General features: G+C 51.9%; 17 protein-coding genes and 1 tRNA gene. 7 read left to right on the forward strand and 11 right to left on the reverse strand.

Features of this window, described 5'->3' with window-relative positions; all coding sequences use genetic code 11:
• Window positions 1-227: 227 nt before the first annotated feature.
• Window positions 228-1,031, forward strand: coding sequence for an undecaprenyl-diphosphate phosphatase (locus ACR0LH_RS20365; protein WP_480722244.1), 804 nt, complete (start codon window positions 228-230; stop codon window positions 1,029-1,031).
• Here the strand turns inward: ACR0LH_RS20365 and ACR0LH_RS20370 are convergent, their stop codons facing one another.
• Window positions 1,032-2,015 (reverse strand): complex I NDUFA9 subunit family protein, encoded by a 984-nt coding sequence (locus tag ACR0LH_RS20370; protein ID WP_480722245.1) that lies wholly within the window; start codon window positions 2,013-2,015, stop codon window positions 1,032-1,034. It lies immediately after the preceding gene.
• 197 nt (window positions 2,016-2,212) lie between these two features.
• Here ACR0LH_RS20370 and ACR0LH_RS20375 point away from each other — a divergent pair.
• The 4 genes from ACR0LH_RS20375 (at window position 2,213) to ACR0LH_RS20390 (ending at window position 6,018) form a co-directional block, all read left to right on the forward strand.
• Window positions 2,213-2,299: transfer RNA gene (locus tag ACR0LH_RS20375), tRNA-Leu, on the forward strand.
• 80 nt (window positions 2,300-2,379) lie between these two features.
• Complete coding sequence (locus tag ACR0LH_RS20380; RefSeq protein ID WP_480722247.1) at window positions 2,380-3,804, forward strand: DUF6538 domain-containing protein; 1,425 nt, start codon at window positions 2,380-2,382, stop codon at window positions 3,802-3,804.
• A gap of 93 nt (window positions 3,805-3,897) precedes the next feature.
• Window positions 3,898-4,962, forward strand: coding sequence for an AAA family ATPase (locus ACR0LH_RS20385; protein WP_480722249.1), 1,065 nt, complete (start codon window positions 3,898-3,900; stop codon window positions 4,960-4,962).
• Window positions 4,963-5,343: 381 nt separating this feature from the next.
• A complete protein-coding gene (locus ACR0LH_RS20390) occupies window positions 5,344-6,018 on the forward strand; it encodes a recombinase family protein (protein WP_480722250.1) in 675 nt (224 codons plus the stop codon).
• A gap of 474 nt (window positions 6,019-6,492) precedes the next feature.
• Here the strand turns inward: ACR0LH_RS20390 and ACR0LH_RS20395 are convergent, their stop codons facing one another.
• Complete coding sequence (locus tag ACR0LH_RS20395) at window positions 6,493-7,257, reverse strand: 8-oxoguanine DNA glycosylase OGG fold protein (RefSeq protein ID WP_480722251.1); 765 nt, start codon at window positions 7,255-7,257, stop codon at window positions 6,493-6,495.
• A gap of 808 nt (window positions 7,258-8,065) precedes the next feature.
• Between ACR0LH_RS20395 and ACR0LH_RS20400 the strand changes: the two genes are divergently transcribed.
• A complete protein-coding gene (locus tag ACR0LH_RS20400; protein ID WP_480722252.1) occupies window positions 8,066-10,492 on the forward strand; it encodes a VCBS domain-containing protein in 2,427 nt (808 codons plus the stop codon).
• A gap of 948 nt (window positions 10,493-11,440) precedes the next feature.
• Here ACR0LH_RS20400 and ACR0LH_RS20405 read toward each other — a convergent pair.
• The 4 genes from ACR0LH_RS20405 to ACR0LH_RS20420 all read right to left on the reverse strand — a co-directional run bounded on the left by ACR0LH_RS20405 (window position 11,441) and on the right by ACR0LH_RS20420 (window position 14,566).
• Window positions 11,441-12,262, reverse strand: coding sequence for an HD domain-containing protein (locus tag ACR0LH_RS20405; protein WP_480722253.1), 822 nt, complete (start codon window positions 12,260-12,262; stop codon window positions 11,441-11,443).
• Window positions 12,263-12,359: 97 nt separating this feature from the next.
• Entirely contained in the window at window positions 12,360-13,520 is a 1,161-nt protein-coding gene (locus ACR0LH_RS20410) for an MBL fold metallo-hydrolase (protein WP_170486630.1), read from the reverse strand.
• A gap of 98 nt (window positions 13,521-13,618) precedes the next feature.
• On the reverse strand, window positions 13,619-14,212 hold the full coding sequence (locus ACR0LH_RS20415; RefSeq protein WP_480722254.1) for a hypothetical protein: 594 nt from the start codon (window positions 14,210-14,212) through the stop codon (window positions 13,619-13,621).
• Between the two features lie 75 nt (window positions 14,213-14,287).
• Window positions 14,288-14,566, reverse strand: a complete 279-nt coding sequence (locus tag ACR0LH_RS20420; protein ID WP_480722255.1) for a hypothetical protein — start codon at window positions 14,564-14,566, stop codon at window positions 14,288-14,290.
• Window positions 14,567-14,784: 218 nt separating this feature from the next.
• On the opposite strand from ACR0LH_RS20420, the gene ACR0LH_RS20425 reads away from it, so the two are divergent.
• A complete protein-coding gene (locus ACR0LH_RS20425) occupies window positions 14,785-16,581 on the forward strand; it encodes a tetratricopeptide repeat protein (RefSeq protein ID WP_480722256.1) in 1,797 nt (598 codons plus the stop codon).
• Window positions 16,582-17,038: 457 nt separating this feature from the next.
• On the opposite strand, the gene ACR0LH_RS20430 is transcribed toward ACR0LH_RS20425, so the two are convergent.
• Genes ACR0LH_RS20430 through ACR0LH_RS20450 form a run of 5 tightly spaced genes read right to left on the reverse strand, consistent with a single transcriptional unit; the run spans window position 17,039 to window position 21,833 of the window.
• A complete protein-coding gene (locus ACR0LH_RS20430) occupies window positions 17,039-17,797 on the reverse strand; it encodes an SDR family NAD(P)-dependent oxidoreductase (protein ID WP_480722257.1) in 759 nt (252 codons plus the stop codon).
• A gap of 18 nt (window positions 17,798-17,815) precedes the next feature.
• Entirely contained in the window at window positions 17,816-18,637 is an 822-nt protein-coding gene (locus ACR0LH_RS20435; protein WP_170355768.1) for an ABC transporter permease, read from the reverse strand.
• 7 nt (window positions 18,638-18,644) lie between these two features.
• A complete protein-coding gene (locus ACR0LH_RS20440) occupies window positions 18,645-19,496 on the reverse strand; it encodes an ABC transporter permease (RefSeq protein ID WP_480722258.1) in 852 nt (283 codons plus the stop codon).
• A gap of 38 nt (window positions 19,497-19,534) precedes the next feature.
• Window positions 19,535-20,698, reverse strand: coding sequence for an ABC transporter substrate-binding protein (locus ACR0LH_RS20445; protein WP_480722259.1), 1,164 nt, complete (start codon window positions 20,696-20,698; stop codon window positions 19,535-19,537).
• Between the two features lie 34 nt (window positions 20,699-20,732).
• Window positions 20,733-21,833 (reverse strand): ABC transporter ATP-binding protein, encoded by a 1,101-nt coding sequence (locus ACR0LH_RS20450; protein ID WP_480722260.1) that lies wholly within the window; start codon window positions 21,831-21,833, stop codon window positions 20,733-20,735.
• Window positions 21,834-21,951: the final 118 nt, after the last annotated feature.

Below are 21,951 nucleotides of genomic sequence, written 5' to 3' on the forward strand. Positions count from 1 at the left end.
TCAGACTCCATGAATTGGCTTGGTCGAGCTTCTTTAAGAGATACATGATCAGATGAAAAGTCAATTATACTGACCTACTTTGAAAAATATCCTCAGGATCGGCCAGCCAAATGAAAAAACTTTATCTTTTTAGTTCCGATTCGGACCTAATTGCGCGCTTTTCTTTTCGGCACCACACTTATACCCATTGGTCGCAAAGAATACGTGACGGCGGCACGGGCAGGTAAATGAGCCTTTTTCAACTGATTCTCGCAGCAATAATTCAGGGTATAACCGAATTTTTGCCGATCTCATCCTCTGGACATCTCATCCTTTTGCCCAGCCTGACCGGCTTGGACGATCAGGGGCTGGCCATTGACGTTGCGGTACATGTCGGCACGCTGGGCGCGGTGGTTTTGTATTTCTGGTCCGAGGTGAAGCAAGCCGCCTCTGGCCTGCCTCGGGCCTTGGCCGGGCGCACCGATTCTGCCGAGGCGCGTCTGGCCATGGGCCTTATCATCGCGACGATTCCAACCATCATCGTCGGTGCCATCCTGTTCAAAACCGGCCTCAGCCAATCACTGCGCTCGATTGCAGTAATCGGGTGGACGATGCTGGGATTTGGTCTGTTGCTCTATTGGATGGATCAGAAAGGGCCGCAAACAAAAAAGGCCGGAGACTGGGGCATCAGAGACGCAGCCATCATGGGCCTTTGGCAAGTATTGGCGCTTTTACCGGGTACGTCGCGGTCAGGGATCACCATCACGGGCGCGCGGCACTTGGGTTATACCAGAGAGGACGGCGCACGGATCGCCATGCTGATGTCGATCCCGACAATTCTGGCATCAGGAACCTTGCTGTCGGTCGATGTGATCTGCGAGGCCGATGCGCAACTGGCCATTGACGGGGCTATCGCCGCCTTCTTTTCATTTATTTCGGCGCTGCTGGCCCTGACCTTGATGATGCGCCTGTTGCGAAGCGTCAGCTTCACGCCCTACGTGATCTATCGTGTCGTACTGGGCGCAGCATTGCTGATCATCGCCTATAGCTGATCAGATCTTCAGGTTCTTCGCTGAATTCTGAATGTCGTCATACTGACCCGAGGGGCGGAATTTCCACAGGTATTCAGGCAACACCGATTCCAAAGTGGTCGGCTCAATACCCAGATCGGAGAATCCCATCGCACTTTCCGATACAACATTGTCGCGCCGCAGGTTCTTAAGCTGATCACGGGTCAGGATATTGTTTGGGAAAAGCTGGAAACTGACGAATTTCACGATGTCCAGAACGCCGGCCATGATCCGCGCCGCCCAGAATGGCATTCCGATAATGACCCGACGGCGGTGAATCACGTCGAGCATTTGCTGCATCAATGCCCGGAAAGTCTTTACCTCTGGCCCGCCCAGTTCATACACGCCAGCCGGAGCCTGCCCCAGAACACCCTTCACGGCGGCTTTGGCCACGTCGTCCACGAAAACAGGTTGGAATTTTGTCCCTGCACCCACCAAAGGCAGGAACGGGCTCATCCGCGTCATGCCCGCAAAACGGTTGAAGAACTGATCTTCGGTCCCGAATATGACCGAAGGGCGCAAGATAACCGCGCCCGGCATATGTGCCAGAACTGCGGCCTCACCCTGCGCCTTGGTTCGAGAATACTGGCTGTCCGACTCTGCATCCGCGCCGATCGCTGAGATATGCATCATCTGCGCGACCCCCTGCTGCGCAGCCAGCCGCGCAATACGCTCGGCACCATCGGCCTGCACTGCGTCGAACTCATTCTTGCCCAGCTCGTTCAGCACGCCGACGCAGTTGACCACGGCATCTGCGCCCTGCATCGCCAGCGCAACCGAGGCGTCATCGCGGATATTGCACAGAATGGGCTCAACCTGGCCCACAACACCGTATGTCTTGACGAACATGGCCTCATTTGGTCGCCGTACGGCCACCCGGACACGCCACCCTTCACTTGCCATACGCCGGGCGACGTATCGGCCGACAAATCCGGATCCGCCATAAATCGTGACCAGTTTGGACATGCGAGGGCTCCTGCTGATGGGTCTAACACGATCTACCCCTCAAAACCCAAGCAAACAAGGCGCAATAACGCCGCGCATTTCGGAAATCGAGGCCCAGTTCCGTCGACCTCGGACGTCAGTCAAAAAACTTTCAAAAAACTTCCCGAATCTGGTTGACGCCCACCGCCAGTAGGCTTAAACGCCCCTCCACGACACCTGCCCAGGTGGCGGAATTGGTAGACGCGCTAGCTTCAGGTGCTAGTGTCCGTATGGACGTGGAGGTTCGAGTCCTCTCCTGGGCACCAATGTCTCTCTCAAAAATTCTATCAAAACAAAAAGATAACCAAAATTACAACACCCCTAAGGTGACACATGAGGTGACACAATGCCTCTAATCATCTCTACAAAAGGGGCAACAATGGTTTCGGTGAAATATGTTTATAAGAAACAGAAGGGCGGAGTTTATTACTACCGACGACGAATCCCATCTGACTTACTAAGGCACTACCCGAACGTCGGAAAAAGGGGTGAGGACCACTTCAGCCTAAAGACCAAGTGCCTCAAAGAAGCCACTCGAAAGGCCAACGAGCACACCGTACGGCAAAATGCGCTGTGGGATCGTTTAAGAAACGGCGAAGTCACTGAAAGCCCAGACACAATCGCTGCCGCCATGGCCCTCCTTGATGCACATGGTTTGAAACCGGGTCAGCACGTAGAGTATGCAAGGTATGACTTGGATCCAGATACATTTCTGGATGAAATATACCTCCAAGCGGGGATTGCCGGTTCTGAAGATCAAACACCGAACTGGCGAGAAAGTCTTCCTCCGGTTCATCGACAGGCTGCTGAACTGTTCTACGGAGCGAAGGTGCCTGTCTTTCTATCTCAAGCCCTAAAGGAATTTCAGGAACTAAAGGGTGAAGACCCACAAGCAAAGAAGGGAAGAACTCGCGCCACGGTCGTCTCTGAGTTTATCTCCATCTGCGGCGACCTGCCAATTGACCAGTATAGCCGCTCTCACGCCAACCAGTTCAGAGACCACTTACTTCGAAAGGGCAACAAGACCGATACCGTTAAGAGGCGACTGAATGACATCAGGCCGATCTTCAATACCATCTGTCGCGAACATGAAATCGAGAACCGGGGAATCTTCGACGCCATCAACATCCCGAACTTAGGCGAAGACAGCAAAGACAGGCTTCCTTTCTCTACCGAAGAATTAAGGCTGATCCAGTCCGAATGCCTTAAAGCGGATGATGACATTAGGTGGATTATTGCCCTGCTTTCCGAAACTGGAATGCGTTGTGCAGAGGCAGTTGGTTTGAGGGTCGAAGACGCCGTTTTGAGCGAACCATCCCCATACCTAATGGTGCGCCCAAATGAGGCACGGAGCCTGAAGACAAAAGGGTCAGAGAGATTGGTGCCGCTTGTCGGCGCCGGGCTGTGGGCTGTGAGAAGGGCCAAAGATCATGCCCAGAACGGGTATCTGTTCCCACGCTATATCGATTTTCGAGTTTCACCACACACGAACAAGGCCACTTATGCCTCAAACACAATTAATAATTGGTTGAGGTCTTTCCCGTTGGACAGGAAGGATCAAAAGTCGGCGCATTCGTTTCGCCATACCGTTCAAGACAGGCTGAGAGACGCCCAAGTACCAAAGGAAATCCAAGACGCAATCTGCGGCTGGCAAACCAAGGGAATGGGGGCGAACTACGGTCAGGGTTACTCGGCTAGTGTTCTGGCTGAGCATCTACAGAAAATCGTCCATGCCGACTTGATCCCAAGTCAGCTGCCGAGCACTGGCTGAAACACCATCTGCCACGGCTGGTTGAGTTCTGCCCACCCCAGAAAACCGAAAACACGAAATCCGTAGAACATACGGATATGGAAAGGAACACACGTGAATGAACTTTCAAAACTGAAGTCAGCGACCACAGGCGATTTGCTGAATAGGGAGTTTTCCCCACGAACAATGATCTTAGAGCCATGGCTACGCAATGAGGAAACATGCGTACTCTGGGCCTCTACGGGCGTTGGGAAAACCATGTTCAGCCTGAGCATGGCTTTAGCAGTGGCAGGGGGCGGTACACTGGGAGACTGGGTTGCACCTCAGGCCAGACGGGTTCTGTATATCGACGGCGAAATGAATATCAGAGACCTTCAGGAGCGGCTTCGGATGATGGTCCGGGACATGGATATTCTAACCACCACTGAGCAGACTGAGGCAGCTCTGAAAAACCTGACAATCATCGCCAGACAGGACCAAGAGTTAGGATCGTCGTTTTATGACATTACAGACCCAGACCACCAACGGCACCTGATAAACGAAGTTCGGGGCAATTATGACCTGCTCATTCTGGACAACTTCACCACCCTTTCCAGCGGCTTGGACGATGAGAACGACGCCACCGCCTTCAAAAAGGTCCAAGACCTGTTCTTGGAACTGAAGCGTGAGGGAGTCTCTACGGTTTTGGTTCACCACGCCAACAAAGGCGGCCACAGCATGAGAGGTTCGACAGCCCTTGAGGCTACGTTTGAAATCATCTTGGGGCTGAAGAAACCCAAGGTGTCAGCCACGGGCCAAGCGAAGTTCCGAGCCGAGTTTACCAAGTACCGGAGCAAAGGAGATCATCGCATAGCCAACCGGATTTGGACCCTTGATGCCGATGGTTGGAAGGTATCCGAGGATGTTCCGGAAGACCCAAAGGACGACGAAGTATATTTGGCTCTGACGGGCCTTCAGTACACATCACTCCGAGAAATAGGTGCGGCGTTGGGGATAGGGAAAACGACGGTAGACAACAGGCTCAAACGCCTCATCGCCTTGGGTGTCATAACTGAAGTGGAAAAAAGGGAGTGCTTCAAAAAGGCGAAAGACCTCCGAAACCCTAAATGGCATACTTCAGCGGACACAGAGAGGGAATTTCCAGAAACTGATAGCAGGGTGCTGGACGAAGTTTTTTGAAGGTCAGTTTTGCAGGTGTTCAGGAGGGGGGCGTTAGCCCTCCTTCACAGGGGTTTGTGGCTCATGTCCTTTGTCCATATACCTAAAAGGGACGGGACACAGGACACCCGTTCATCGGCGTCTCTGGGACTCTACGAACCCTCTTTAATCGAACGGACCGGACAATTTCCAACAACAATAAGAACCAAAATAACCCCCCTGTTTTTTGAAGTCGTATTCTCAAACCCCCACCCCCTCTTAGTGGGGCAAAGACAACTTCGGAAGGAATGGCGGAGGTACAAAACTGAATTGAAGCAGCCCTATGTAACACTCACAACCTACGTTGAGGTTCGCAACGACGCTTCTTACAATCGATTGTAAAGTCAAATTATTGGACAAAAAATGCAGCAGTACATCATCTACAAGCGGGTAAGCACAGAAGATCAAGGCCGCTCCGGCTTGGGTCTGGCTGCGCAGGAAAGAGACATTGGGATTTTCCTAGAAACCTATTCCGAGGAACCCTTCGAGGTTATCGGTGAATTTACGGACATTTTGTCGGGTAAGAGCGATGACAGGCCGGAACTTCAGGAAGCTATGAAGCTGGCACGGGCAACAGGTGCTGAACTGTTGGTGGCAAAGCTGGACCGTTTGAGCCGAAAGGTGTCATTCATTGCCACGCTGATGGACGACCCAAAGATCAAGCTTCGGGTCGCTTCAATGCCCAGCGCTGATAAATTCCAATTGCATATCTACGCAGCATTGGCAGAGCAGGAACGGGAATTCATTTCAGTTCGAACTAAAGCCGCACTTGCAGAGGTAAAGGCTAAGGGAGTTAAGCTTGGCGGGCTGCGGGATAAAACCAATAAGCGTAACGTAGAGGTTCAGCGGAGAGCCAAGGAAAGGGCTGATAAGGTCGCTAATGTGATTTTGCCGCTGAGAATGCAGGGGCTTAGCTTAAGGGCCATAGCGAACGCTCTAAACGCTTCTGGGGTGCCTACAGCTAGGGGTGGTAGCTGGCAGGCTTCACAAGTTCAGAGAACGCTTGAAAGACTGAATACGCTTAGTGGTATTGAGTAGAGGAAGACCCTGATACTTGTTTCTCTTTCGTTCTATACTTCAGTTAGCGAGGATCAAGAATGGATCAAGAAAGCAAGTCAGGCCCAAATCGGATGATAGCCTGCACGAGGATGTTCCTCGTCTGCAAATTTGATCAGCCCTGCCTCCATCGTCTTACTAATAACCTTGGTAGCTTGATAAAGTAACCTTGCGATAGACTAAGCCAGTGAACCGGCCACAAGTAGAGCGATCAACCGACCAAATGAGAATTCAGAGGGCTTGTGGATCAACAATGCCGGCGAATTCGGTTTGTTGAATGTAAGTCTGTGTTTTGAGCCTGTGAATGGCCATGGGAACACTTCGTTCACATCGAAGTTGTCAGAAGCTTGTTGTTCCGCCTAATGGCAAACTGATAAGAAATCGACCGATACTGAACTTAATACAACCAGTTGGCAGCACTTGTACGTTCACCATCCAGACTTCAATATTGGAAAGTTACATATCGCGATGATCAATCACGTACTGACGCCAATCTGACTTTTTCTTTCCTCCATTTCCTAGAAGCGCACGATCAATTTTGTCAGGGCAAAGTTCAAACAATTCTCGCAAGCTGTCTACTGTAGCGCAAAAAGCCTCGTAGTTGGCGCCTGTATTTGCATCAGAAACAGTAAAAGTGAATCTAGGTTTAGAGTCGCCACGGTGCCAAATCTTGGCGACGTTCATTAAGGCGACTTCTTCGCCTCGAAGAAGATTAATGGAGCATCCAGCCCACTGATCCATAATGTATCCTTGGGAACAATCTCCCCGACCACGTGGAGTGAGAAAATAAAGCAGTTTTGTGAAATACGCCGGACCAACTCCATAAAGCTTGCCCTTCTTCCTCAAGTCGCAAAAAGAATCATATGCAACCATTCGGCTTAGTTTGCCGCTGCGAATGCCATCGGCTACGCTCAACCAACCATCGTCTCCAAGCTTAAAAAACTCTCGGTGGAACCGCATGTTCATGCCGCCCCAAGCCATCGCGGCTGCACAGACTGTGGCGGTGTTCACTGTGGCATCCGCTGCCAGCGCAAAGACTTCGCTCCGCTTAACCAATCCGGAGGGCAGCTGATCTTGATCCACTCCCACCAATTCTCGCCCAAAGGGTCGACCTTTCTTGCCGCCAACATCATCTGCATCAAGCTTATTATTAAGGCTCGCTTTGAAAGCCTCTAGAGAAGGTTTGCGCCAATTCACTGAAATGGGTGTCACGAGGTTCATTGTAGCCTGCTCAAGTTGTTTGAGACGAGCGTTTCATCAACCCAAAGAATCTGCAATCGCTTTCTCCAAAGGTGCCGTCCTACCCCATAATGTTGTTGTAAAACGAAGAGTATGTGGCCGCCAAATTCACCTTCCGCAGGCGGAGGCTAAAGATGAGGAGTAATTTAAGATTCTTTCTTTTGGAACTAGTTGGTAACACTGCCCAACTTCGCCCTCGAGTGAGGTGACACAAATGGTGAAACAAGCATTTACGTAAGATCTTGACTTCTTGTCAGATGTGTTCTCAATGCCGCTGCTTTTGGATGCGATGAGATAGGCGTTACAGGGTTGGCAGGCGTCGCCGACACTTCCCCTCATAGACCCTCGACAGGGGCCTTGAAGGATCAGGTTTATGTGTTCTCCCAAGCGGATGCGCTTCAGCAACTTTGGTTGAATCTCGTGGCTCACAGGAATACCGCTGCTCATATGAGCGAGACCTTCTTAAGTATACTCTGGATAGAAAAGCGTCCCGGCCAGAACGACGTTCTTGATGATCGCCCCAATTGACCGTCTTCTTGAGTGACCGCATCAAAGTCCTCCGAGCCGCGAATTTCCTGTATGCATTATTAGCCTCCAGATTGACCTGATTTGCGAAACACAATGTTTCCAAAGGCAGGATTGCCCCGTTCGGATCGAACTTGCTCTAGGGCTACAATATGTAAGTTATTCAATAACTTAAAATTAAGAAGCGTGTCATTTGACGTAGATCAAGCACATCACATAGTAAGTTTGCTATGTTTTTGCCCTTGGCTGCTTTGGGAGGGGTACGATGGCACGTTCGATTTCCTTTATCATTGAAGGTCAGGTCAAAACGAGGGTCACAGTTACAGAGACGGACGAAGGGACCTTAAAGTTTGATCTCATGGTTCTGGGCGCCGGTGCTATCGGAGACCTGCGCGCTCTATTCTTCGACTTGAGTGATGTTGATGTTTCAGAGCTTTCCGTAACTGGCTATGACGTGACGCACACGCTAACAGAAGAAGACAGCGTCACTTCACTGGGGCAGGACGCCAATGTTATTGGCACTGTTTCCAACCTACTTGGGGCTTTTGATGTAGGAATTGAGTTCGGAACCAAAGGGCTTTCAACCGACGACATCCAAGAAACAAGCTTTATACTCGATCATGAAACGGTTGATCTCACACTCAATATGCTGGACCTCTCGGATTTTGCGATCCGATACACTTCAGTCGGTAACGCCCACGGGTCTCGAAATGGATCTTTGAAATTGGGCGACCAGTCCAATGGAGTAGCTGACGATGATTTTTTGTTCCTTCTGGAAAATGAGTCAGCTAGCGTCAATGTTTTGAGCAATGACACCAACGGTTCGGTCAACCTTGTTACAAGCGTGATCGACCCAGACGGCTCAGAGTTCGCAAGAACCACGACGGGCTTCGAGGCATCTATTTCGATTGACGGACTGTCGCTCGGTACAATGACCGTTTCAGAAGATGGCTTTGCTACTTTCGACGCCAATGGCGCGGATGTTGACAGCCTTGCCGAGGGCGAGATCAAGAAATTCGATATCCAGTACACCACAGCTTCTCCTGACGGGTCCTTAGCAACCGCAACTATCGAGGTCACGTTGACCGGTGTCAGCGACTCTCTCTCGCCAGTTCTTATCAAGGGGATTGATTTCAGAGATAACAGTGGGTGGTCCGTTGCTTCAGCGGGCGATGTTGATGGCGATGGACTGGATGACATCATCATCGGTGCACCCAACGCCGCTTCGCAAGCAGGTGAAACCTACGTTGTTTTCGGTGCGGCTTTGGCAGGCTTGGAGGCGGACCACTTTGAATTTGATCTGGCAAGTATGGCTGCAGCAGAGGGTGTCTTGCTGAAGGGTGCCGATACAGCCGACTTCAGCGGTTGGTCAGTGTCAAATGCCGGCGACGTGGATGGAGATGGTTTAGATGATGTAATCGTCGGTGCTCGCCTCGCTGATGCAGATGGCGTCAGAAATACAGGTGAGACTTACCTCATATATGGCTCGGCCTTGACGGACGAAAAAAGCGCAGACGGAGTTATCGATTTGGCCGCTTTATCTTCAACTGAAGGTGTGCTTATCAAGGGAATTGATCTATTCGACGAGAGCGGCATTTCCGTTTCTTCGGCGGGCGATATCGACGGAGACGGTCTCGATGATGTTATTATCGGTGCATGGCATGCTGATCCATACGGCATAGTAGATGCTGGTGAAAGTTACCTTGTTTACGGGTCTACACTGGCCGCTGAGAAGCCTGGAGATGGAACAATTGATCTTGCGACTCTCTCGACATCCGAAGGCGTCCTGATCAAGGGCGTGGATGGTGGCGACTGGAGTGGGTATTCCGTCTCATTGGCTGGCGATGTGGATGGAGATGGCCTTGGTGATGTAATCATCGGCGCACGAAGGGCTGATCCGAATGGTCAGAGTGGGGCAGGTGAGAGTTATCTCATATACGGGTCCGCTCTAACCAGTGAGAAGACAGATGACGGAGTTTTAGATCTCGCGACACTTGCTGCTAATGAAGGAGTTCTGATTGCTGGCATTGATGCCGGAGATGGTAGCGGTTTTTCTGTTTCGTCTGCCGGCGACGTTGACGGTGATGGTAAAGACGATGTGATTATAGGTGCGCCCGGTGCTGACGGTATCACGAGCCAAAGTGCTGGCGAGAGTTATCTGGTTTATGGGGCCACTCTTGAGGCAGAAAAGTCTGGCGATGGTGTTCTTGATTTAGCATCAATTTCGGCTTCTGACGGCGTCATAATTGAGGGTTTGGATGTATTCGGCCAAAGCGGTGTTTCGGTTGCTTCCGCGGGTGATGTTGATGGCGATGGCCTCAGCGACTTGATAATCGGTGCACGGCTGGTCAGTCAAAATGGCTCGTTTGCAGCTGGTGAGACATACGTCATATTTGGTTCCGCTTTGTCCAATGAGAAAACGGATGACGGTGTTATAGACCTTTCTGCACTTACTTCATCGGAGGGGATCACCATCAAAGGGATTGATTTAACAGACTACAGCGGCTGGTCGGTCTCATCCGTAGGAGACTTCGACAACGATGGATTAGACGACGTCATTATCGGCGCAACGTTCGCTGATGCAGACGGTGTTCCGAATTCCGGAGAGAGTTACGTAATCACGGGTGCCCAACTGGTGGACGAGATCAGTGATGACGGCATCATTGATTTGGGCGACTATTGGATTGCGTAGACGTTAGCGAGACTCACTGAACACTAAGGCCGTGTCCATCGCCATCTTTTAGTAAAGCGAACTGATCGGAGGACCACATCTGCCCAAACCTGTTGACGATCCGCTAAGATTCTTCGGCAGGTCAGCTTTCTCTAATGAGACCCGGCCAATCAAGAGGCCCTTCTGGACGTACGGCTGGTGATGCCTTTCTTCTTGCGGAGGCGGACACAAAAGGTGAGTCGGCCATTCCTTCAGAAACTATATTCGCGAACCCACCTGCGGTGCGAACCCGAGGCCATCCTGTGGACACAGGTTTTGGGGTAGTTTGCGGGTGAAGGTTCCGTTGATGCCTTCACTATAAGGCCGAATAACTTCACGCTCGAATTGCCAGTTTACATCCGAGTTCCCAGAAGATTTGAGCACAGGCTACAAAGGTCAAAAAAGGTGACACAAAAAGCGACACGCAGGAAAACACTGAGTTGCAATAGTGTTTATTTCCAAATACTTACGCATCAACACCTTCAACAGCAATGCTTCTCCTGGGCACCAAATTCCCCGAAAAATATTAATTTTATCAATGTGATGAGCTAATTGAGACTTTTTCTATCCACCCTATTGACCACCTTCTATTTGTTGCTTGATATCTGTTGAGGGTTAGGCACTGCACGTTGTTGTCGCATTGGAAGGCACGGATGATTTTGGCGCTCTGATGGGCGATTCCCTTGCCGACAAGAAATTGCAGACTCATATCCGTTAATTTTTCACTGACTGGTCACAACGCAAAGCATTCATTGGCCAAACCAATCAGATATCTGCTTCGAGCCCAAAGCTGCCGGCTCTCACTCGATTTGATGCGACAAGCACATTTGACCGCTATCAGCCCAAAGCGGACCGACTTGACAGGTAGCTTTTTACTATCGGACAGAGGGCCAGCCGCTATTTTCGCCAAAATTAGGGCCTTTTGGGAACCTAGCCAGTGTCATCATTGTAGACTCGGATGTACTTTGAATCTGTCTCTATACCTACAAAGCTTTGATTAAATGTCCTTGCGATACGCTGCCCCAAAGCAACGATATCATCAGAGGAATCGCTACGGAGGCGTAGTACAAGTGTTTCTCGCCTCACCCCATCGAACATAGAATCCCATCTTCGTACTGACACAGAGGGAAAATCAGTCTCAGTGATCCGAAAAAGCATATCTACCCATTTATCCGGAACAGGCTCTATATGGGTGTTTGGGACATGAACCAAAAATACACTTTGACCGACGACAAAGTCCAATGAACACTCAGGCTCTTGGGACACGCTAGTACTGGTTGATAAGTGATTTTGAAGGCCGGAAAGCACCTCGTCAAACGCGGCTTCTAATTTTGCGTTTGTTCCACGAGCAATATTCACGAGGTTCAAACAATCATTAGCGTAGCTAAGCCGCTTTGCGTTTGTCCAGCCTGCGGGCGGCGAAGCTGATATTGCTCTCAAGTTTGAAGTCAAGTCAGCCAACTTGATCAAGCGTGCTTCAGATGTATTTTCTGACATTTTTATTTTTCGTCGGGCTCGCCTCTCATCCTTGGAGAGCTCCATGGTGTCTGTGTTATCGTTGACAACTTTCGCCACCCTGCTTCCAAACAGTTGCTGGAGTTCTTCAAAAGTAATGGGCGTGTCTTCCAAAACATCGTGTAGAAGTGACGCCATAAGTAGTTCAACGTCACGCCCTTGAGTGGCATCCGCCACGTATTTCATCACTTCTATTAGATGATTGACATACGGTTGTTGCGCGGAGCCTTGGAACATTGCCGGATGCACAGATCACGTCTGTGATCAAAGGCTGCATTTTGGTGCTTTTGGCGGAAAAGCCCGGCAGGGCTTTCCCTTTAGGCTGGCCGTCCGTTCAGTAGATGTCGCCATCTTCGGCCATAAGGATGTTCGTGACGCCAGCATCCTGCATTTCCTTCAGTACACTCAGACGGTCGAAATGCTCGGGGTCGTTATAGTTTTGGACGTGCGTCATGACGATCTGTTTGACACCACTGTCGTCCTGAACCTTTTTCATGTCTTCTGGAAACATGTGGTAGGCACCAATAATCTTCACTTTTTCGTCTTCCGTGTCACCACCCCAGACCACAAACATGATGTTCTTTCTCGTTATGCTTTCAATGACCAGAACGTCAGCGTCTTTTGCCGCGTTGACAAGACCTTCAGAGTAGTGCCCGTCGCCGCCAAACGCGACAACGCGCCCGTCCGACTTGGCCGTAAACCGATAAGCATAGGTATGATGAAGAAAACCGTGCTCTGTTGGGAATGCTTCGACCGTTACGTTGTCGTCCTCGTAAATTAGCCGCCCTTTGGGATCGGTCGATGACCAGACCGGCACGCCGATTGCGGTTGCTCCGTCGGCCTTTTGGGTCGTCGAGCCCTGGAACATTTCGTTCCTGTCGAGCCGCCAAGCCGCGTTGATATTGGCAATCATCTCGTCAACGCCCTCGGGTCCATATATCTTCTTGTCGGGGCCGGGGCCAAACTTGAACGGGCCCGATATGAAGGATGGCAATCCCACCGTGTGATCTTCGTGCAGATGGGTCAGAAACATATACTTGATGTTCTGTAGATCAAAAACGGTTGCCAGATCCATTGCGCCCTGAGAAAGGACGGCCTTCCCAAGTGACCTGAACCAGCCTTCGCCGGCGTCAACAAAATATGGAAACCCGTTTATGATCACCGCGTGAGCAGGACCAAAACGGTAGGGATTGGGTGGCGGGTCGCCCGTTCCAAGGGTGATCACTTTGGTTGAGGAATCCGCTGGCGACCGGTCAATCGGGCCACGCGGGTAATTGGTCGGCCAGTAGGCCGGACTCGTATAGGGAGTTTTGAAATCTTCGGGTTTTACGAAAGGAACGTTCAGATAATTTTGTTCCGTTTCGGCGGCGCCCGCAGCAAGATTTTCCTCATAGGACTGAGACCAGGCAGCGGTACACAACGCGGCGCTAGCTGCGAATGCGACGGCGGTTCCCCGGACCAGTTTTCGCGGGTAGTTGCCAAGAATTGAAAACATAACTTCCTCCCTAGCTTTTGATGTTTTGCTTATGATCAGAGGAATCGGATCCCCTGATGCAGGCCTCCTTTCAGAATTCTTGATGTGCCCTTCGTGTCTCAATTGCAGACGAGGCCGGGCCCGCAGTTGCAAAGATCGTTCGGATTATCGGGGTTGTCGGCGGCACAGTGACGAACCTCGCGGCGGTCGTGCCGGCGATGCACGCCTGCCACCGATCCCGGCGACATTGGTCGACCGAAATGGTCGATGAACAACGTGCCCGGGCCTGTGGCTTGTGGTATTTCACCCTTGATGACCTTGACGCCGGGATAGGTCATCGTTCCCTGATCGTTCATTGGCCGTTGCGACAACTCCACGACCACATCAACGGGCGGTTCACCATCCGCAACGATGGTCAGTATGGCGTTGGGCGGGTCCACAGCAAAGCTGTCGTCGCCTTCGGACACCATGTCCAGAAAGCCCTGTATGCTTTGCACACCCGCATACCGCACCGGCCTGTCGCAAAAGAAAGTGACGATTGGGCTGACATCTGTCATCGTGATCGTGTCAGCGGTCATCGACACTGAACCGGCATTGTGCACGAACAATGCCTTGCACTCCTGGCCATCATCGTCTTGCGCCTGTGCGATGGACATGAAGCCGAGAACCATTGGACATACGAAGAATAGCGTCTGGCAGGTTCGTTTAGTCATTCCCGTCTCCTTGCTTGTTGGAATTCAGGTCACGGCGTCGGACAAGCTGTCTGTTCGGGCGACAGTCGTGCCGCTTCAGTTGTGGTCTTGTGCCTTGGGTCGGACCTTGGCCAAGCTTACGTATTCCATCAGTTCGAGCCTCAGTTCTTCGCAGATCTGATTGTATTCGGTCGCGCGGGCTCGCCCGTTTTCTCCTTCAGCTTGAAAGCTGTGAAAGGCGGTCACTGCCTCGCCGAAGTCGCGGCAAATCGCCTGAAATTTTGGATCACTCCGCGACAAAGACACGATTGTGAATTCATCGCTGGGCGATTTTTTCACCAATTCGAAACATCCGGCAGCAAGAAAGTTTTCCACTTGCTCCCCCCCCGTCAAAGGCCATTGGCCGTCAGTGAGAATCTGTTTCCACGGTCTGTCTGCCCAGACACTCCCTGGAGACACCAAATTAACATCCGAGGACTGTGGACTGGGGTAACGAACATGTTCCGAACGTGTTCTGAACCTTAAAAATTCTTTTGTATGAATGTAATACTGGACGTGGTCCGAATAACCCGGGTATCGTTTAGTTAGTTTGGATGGAACGAACACAGCCGACAGATACTGCGATGGAAAGTCAGCTATCCGAGCGGAAGTCAGCGCCGCCTCTGGAACAGGCGACCATAGACGAACAGCTCGACCGTATGTTTGAGAGTTCTCAGTTTGGTGCGAATGAACGCCGACGCGCGTTCCTCAAATACATCGTTGATGAAACACTGGCCGGGCGCGCTGACCGGGTGAAAGGGTATTCGATTGGCGTTTCCGTTCTGGGCCGATCCGAGGATTTCGACGCGACCTCAGATCCGGTTGTACGCCTTGAAGCGCGACGCTTGCGGCGTGAGTTGGAACACTATTACCTGACAGATGGAAGCAACGATCCCTTGGTGATTACCATTCCCAAAGGGTCTTATGTGCCGTCGTTCGAATTTCGGGATGAAACTTCGGCGCCTTCCGATAAGCCAGATCGGACAGGCCGGCGCGGCAGAAGCGGCTGGCGGGCTCCGAACTGGGTCGTGTTGCTTTTGTTGACGCTGTTGATGGCCGTGACAGCTTTCATGCTGTTCCAAAGTTTCGAAACTGAAAGCCTGTCTACCGATCAGGCGACCACGGACAACGACCTTTGGGGGGATTTACCTGTCGTTGCCGTGATGCCGTTCAATCCATTGGGAAACAGCGCTGTTACATCCGTAGCGGCCCGTGGCATCGCCGAGGACATTACAACAGATCTGGCGCGGGTGCAGGGCTTGCGCGTGATCTCGTACGCATCGACAGCCGAACTGTCCGACGGAGCCATCGATCTGATCGACGAGGGGCGCAAGCTGGGTGCGACCCATGTTCTAAGGGGCAGCCTGCAGACCATGACGGATGGCTATCGGCTAAACATCGGCCTCGTTGACGTAGACAGCCGGGGCGAAATTTGGGCCAAACGGTTCGACTATAAAACGACAGACCGGTTCGAAACTCAGACCGAGATTTCGCGCGAGATCAGTTCGACCTTTTCTATCGAATTGTTCCCCGAACTGACTTCGAGAATGGAGGATGCGCGGTGGACCCGCCGGGATGCCCGGATCCTGTACCAGCAGGCGTTGGACATCATTCACCCGCCAAGCGACCCATCGCGTTTTGACGCGGCACACACCTTGTTGCAGCGTGTGGTGCGGTTGGAACCAGACGCCCCGCACGGTTATGCCGGTCTGGCCTTTGCGGAAGCACACAGAACTTGGTTTGGACTTGCTGCAAACACGGATGAAACGCGGGGTCTGATCAAACAATACGCTGAAAGCGCGTTGGAAAAGGATCAGGCAAATGTTCGTGCACTTTTGACCTTGGGTATTCTCGAAATCTTGATGGGCAATCCGCAACCCGCAATTGATTTCGGTGAACGCGCAGTCGAGCAAGAGCCAAGCTCAAGTTTGGCTCATGGTTATTTGGGCATGTTCCTTCTGTACGCAGGCAAGCCAGAGCAGGCAATAACACCGTTGCAGCGCGCGTTAAGCCTGGATCCCCTCAGCATTCGACGACCCTATAGGAACATTCTGGGCGTTTCTCAATTCCACGCTGGAAACTATCCAGAGAGTCTGGCCACACTGCAGGAAAACCTGGATCTCGAAGGGCCGTTCGGTCCTCACATGATGGTATACCAAGCCGCTGGAAATGCAGCGATCGGGAAAATCGACCAAGAAACGGAAATTCTCGAAAGCCTCGCCGCCATGATCGCCGAAGGTGAGACCTTTCCGCTCCGACGGTGGCTGGAAAAGGTGATGTATGATCCCAAAATGATGCAACCTTTGCTGGACGAGTACGAAAAGGCCAAATCGCTGGCCAACACTCGATGACGACTTGCGGTTACCGGCTCTGGTCGATTCAAGAGCACTCTCATTTGTTCAGGTTCGCTTGCATATCTTATAGGTCGCAGCCAGCTCGTGTAGAGAATGGATCAAAAAAATGTGCTGACGAAGCAACTCAAATTGCTCGTGGTATCTCACAAGCAAATCTTCCGGATAGTGGTTCCAGGATGGAACATTATTCAATGTACTCAATGTAAATGAGATTTCAGGTGCAATCTGTAGGGACCATTGGAACCTGGCTTGATAAAGCAGGCGTCATCGTGAGGTCCGCTTCGGGCAGCAACCGGACCTCACGGCAGTGAACGCGAATGGCCATTTTGTCCGCTCGAGCAGTCGTTCAGACAGACCGCAGAGAGTGACTGCTTCGAGCCCAAAGCGGACTGAAATGGGCTCGCAAAAAATGAAATGCGGCGATAGACATTCTCTTTAGCGGTCTAGCCCATCACTAAATGCATTCACCGCCATCGATAACCAAGGCTTGTCCCGTCATAAAAGCGGATTCATCCGAAGCTAAATAGACAATCCCATGGCCAATCTCTTCAACTGTCGCCCACCGACTCATAGGGATCGCCTGCTCGATGTAGCTTTCCAGTTTGGCACGGCCACCCATCTGATTTTCGAAGCCTGCATTGAAGGGGGTGTCTACAAATCCTGGACAAAGGGCATTGAAACGGATTGCATGGATAGCGTAGTCGGCTGCCATCTGCCGGACCATCGCAACAGCTGCGTGCTTTGTAGTCGCATAGGCGATCATACCCCGGTCGTATTGAACCCCAGAATTGGAGGCCGTGACGATCACACTGCCTCCACCCAATGATTTCATATGAGGGACGGCTGCACGCGCTGCAATGAAGTGAGCGCGGACATTCAATGCCCAAGAAGCATCCATTCCATCTGGTTCCACTTCTTCCAGCGTTCCTTCGATCTGCAACCCAGCGTGAGAGTGCAAGACGTCAAGCCGACCGAAGGTTTTAACTGCTTCGTCTATGGTTTTGGTAAGGGCATCGTCATCGGTTACATCAAGCTGTTTGGCAGACGCTTGATTCCCCTGCGCAACGATCTCGGCCACAGTGGCTTCAGCAAGTGTTACATCGCGATCCGTTACCATGACATGCGCGCCTTCTTGTGCCATTGCCATTGAACCCGCCCGACCAATTCCTGATCCCGCGCCCGTCACGAGCGCGACTTTACCTGCAAGCCGCATGTCACTTGGCTCCTTTATTTAACTATTCGATTTTGAGGCGCCTCGGCGCAAAAGCAGTTGCGCTGCAACGAGCAACAAGAGCGACGCGCCCATAACCATAGTGCCGATGGCATTGATCTCGGGCGTTACGCCGCGCCGGATGGATGAGAATATGTAGATTGGCAGGGTTGTTTCTGAGCCGGCTACGAAGAACGCGATGATGAAATCATCAAATGAGAAAGTGAAGCTGAGCAGGAAGCCCGCCAAAATTGCCGGTGCTATCAACGGCAGCGTCACCTGCCGAAAGGTGCCCCAAGGCGTCGCAAAGAGGTCAGCCGAAGCTTCCATGAGGGCACGGTCCATACCCGATAGCCTTGCACGTACGATGATTATGACCAGCGCCATCGTGAACATGGTGTGCGCGGCGACAAGCGTGGGCATCCCCATGGAAAGTTGCGGGGGATTTGCTCCATCGGGCCATAGGCTTGCAAGAAGCGGGTTTAGCCAGCCGAATACGGTGACCAGGGCAATGAGTGTCGCGATGCCGATGACGATACCGGGTATCATAATCGCAATATAAATCATCGCATCGAACAAAGTTCGGAGCCATCCCTTAACCCCTTGTAAAGCGATGGCCGCCATGGTTCCGAGTGTGGATGCGAGGCAAGCAGTTATGAATGCCGCAAGCAGACTGGTCTCGAGCGCGTCCATAACAAATGGGTTGTTAAGCGCTTTGCCATACCATTGGGTCGAGAACCCCATGAACTGGCTTGCGTGTCGTCCGGCATTGAAGCTGAAAAGCGCGATGATGCCGATTGGAATATATAGAAAAAGGTAGACGCAGATCGCGTATAAGCGCATCGGACCCTCACATCAGCGAGACATCTTCGCGCTGGCCGCCCAGGCGCGAGATGAATTTCATGTAAATTGATACAGTGACAAGCATTACGACAACCAGAGTCATTGCGACCGCCGATCCGTACGCCCAGTTCCGAGACTGCAGGAACAGGTCCACCAGCGCATTTCCGACGAAAAAGACCTTTCCGCCGCCCAAGATCGCTGGGATCAGAAATTCGCCCATCAGCAAGATGAAGACCAGCATGCAGCCAGTTGCGATACCAGGTACCGACAGAGGAAGTGTCACCTGACGGAACGTACGCCATGGGGTAGAGCCGAGATCAGCCGATGCTTCCAGAAGGCGTTTATCCAGTTTGTCCAAGCTTACAAAAATCGGGAAAACCATCAAAGGTAGATACCCATATACAATCCCGACAAGCACAGCGAACGGCGTATTTATCAGGCGGATATCATCGATGCCGATCGACTCCAGAAAAGCGGGCAAGCCACGCCCCCCAAGGATGAAAATCCATGCGTATGACCGGATCAGGATCGATGTCCAGAACGGCACGATCACTAGGATCAACAGCGAAGTTCTCCACTTTGGTGAACAACGCACCGCAAGAAAGTAGGCGAGCGGATAGGCAATTACCAACGCAGCGATAGTCCCCAGAGGTGCGAGGATCAATGTGTTCTTAAACGCCGTCCATCGCGCAGGAAGGTTGGCATATTGTTCCAACGTGAACGCTGGAACATAGCCTCCGGCGGCACCCCGTTCGCCAAAGGAAAAGACGAAGACGACCAGCAGAGGAAGGGCAAGCATTACCAAAAGCCATATTCCTGCCGGTGCCAGCAACAGTGCTTTTCTGCCTCGTTCGGTCATATTGTCCTCGTCTTTTCCGATATTGGCGGCCTTGCCGCTTAGGCCGACTTGAAGCGGGCGAGCAACTCGGCGCGGTTTGGATCGGTTAGCGTAGCCGCCGCGCCGAACTCGAGCGCACTCAGAAGGTCAGCTGCCGGATAAAGGATCGGATCTTCCAGCAGTTCCTTCGGCAGCAACGCATTGGTGCGAGCATCAGCCGATGGATAGCCATGAGCGAGGACTTCCTTCGCATTAACTTCCGGGTTCAGCAGAAAGTCGATCAAGGCATAAGCGGCATCCATATGGGGTGCGCCTTTAGGAATAGCGTAGTAGTCGGACCAGAGTTCACCGCCCTCAGTTCCCAGAACGTAGGCGATTTCAGGCATGTCGACATTCATCTGCTTGCCGTCACCTGTCCAGCACATCGTCATCCAGGCGTCACCGTTACGCATCGGTGGCTGATAATCCGACGAGATTGCAAACAGATGCGGTTTAGCATCCAGCAACAATTTCTCTGCATCCGCCAGTTCTTTCTCATCGACCGAGTTGAAGGAATAGCCGAAGTATTTCAGGGCATTACCGATGGTGGTGAGTTGGTAATCATGCACCATTGTCCGACCTGAGTAACCTTCCATAGTAAGGTCCCAGAACTCTTTCCATGTGGTTGGAGTCGGAGCGCCGTCAAGCTTGCTAGTATTCACTGCAAAGCCGGTCGTGCCCCAGTTTTTTGGGACCGCGTAAAGCTGGCCATCGACAGAACCGGCATCGGAAAAGCGCTGTTCGAATGAACCTGCGTCGTAGTTTGGCAGTTTGGACGTATCGAGCGGAATGATCAGATCTTCACCCACATACGTAGTGATCGTGTAGTTGGTTGGAACGAAAACGTCCCAGCCAGACCCTCCAGCCTGTAATTTTGCCAACATCTCTTCGTTCGAACCAAAAACATTGACCTGAACATGGGCGCCAGTGGCTTCCGTGAAAGCTTCAAAGTTCATTTCGTCATGGTAGTTCGGCCATGTGGCGAGGATCACTCGGTCGCCAATGTCTCCGGCAGCAAATGCCGGGCGTGGACGCAACCCAGGCATGGCCGTGCCTAGAACGGCCGTTGCCATCCCAAGACCTGTCACGCCTAAGAAATGTCGCCGTGTAACCGAACCCTTTTGGTACCGGCGAAGCTCTTCCATGAACTTCTGCTTGGAAATAGTCCCATTATCCTTGGTCATCGTGAACCTCTCTGTTGTTGGATTGCGGGATTTGTTATTTTTCCAGGATCAGCAGTGCGCCTTCGCCCCATGAAACAAAGGCCTGCTCTCCTGCATTGAACGTCCCCTCGTTCAATTCCGCTTGCCTTGGCACAAGTACGTGGAAATCACCCAGTGCTTCGTTGCGCGCAAGGTATTCTGTGTGCTCCCCAAGGAAGATCCGATTTTGAATGGTAACTGGCAGAGCGATTTCAGCTGCGGGTAGCGCGCGGGTCAGCGTGATCTGTTCAGGACGGATACTAACGCACACTTCCTGCCCTGCATCTATTGGAATCTCCGGAGTTCCGTGCGCCTTTTGGCCACTCGCTAAACGCACAGTGATTTGGTCAGCTGCTGAGTCTGTTACAGTTGCATCAAAGAAATTCGAGGTGCCTACAAATCCAGCCACGTAACGGCTGCGGGGCATGTCATAGAGTTCGCGTGGGCTGCCTACCTGCACAATACTGCCGCCTTCCATCACACAAATTCGGTCGGACATTGAAAGCGCTTCTTCTTGGTCGTGCGTGACGAGGACAAAAGTTATTCCCAGTTGTCGTTGCAGGTTCTGCAGTTCAAACTGCATTTCTTTTCGAAGCTTTCGATCCAGAGCAGCCATTGGCTCATCGAGCAGCAAAAGCTTGGGCTCGTTTACGATCGCACGCGCCAAAGCGACGCGTTGCTGCTGACCACCAGACATCTCCCAGATGCGACGTGGGCCAAATCCACCAAGACGGACAGTTTCCAGCGCCTGCTTAACCTTTGTCGCGATTGTTTGTTTGTCTACGCGCGGTCGTTGTTGGCGCAGGCCGTACGCGATGTTGTCGAACACGCTCAGGTGAGGAAAAAGAGCGTACTGCTGAAACACCATATTGACTGGGCGATGGTGCGCATCCAAGTCGTTGACGACTTCTCCATCGAGCAAAACCTGACCTTCGGTTGGCTTCTCGAAACCCGCCAACATTCTAAGCGCAGTGGTTTTGCCGCAACCAGATGGGCCCAAAAATGACAGGAACTCTCCTTTCCCAATGGAAAGATTCAGGTCTTTGGCAGCGACCACATTCCCGAAGGTCTTGGTCACTCCTCGGAGTTCCGCAATCGTCTGCATGGTGACGCTCATGTCAAAGCTCATATACTGCCGTGTTCCTTCTGCTTGATTTTTTGGCATTTGTTGGCATACCACTCAAACAAGGAAAAAGTAACAATAACTCGGAATAACTGTATATACCACAATTGGG

The sequence above is a fragment of the Ruegeria sp. CL6 genome (assembly GCF_056536465.1).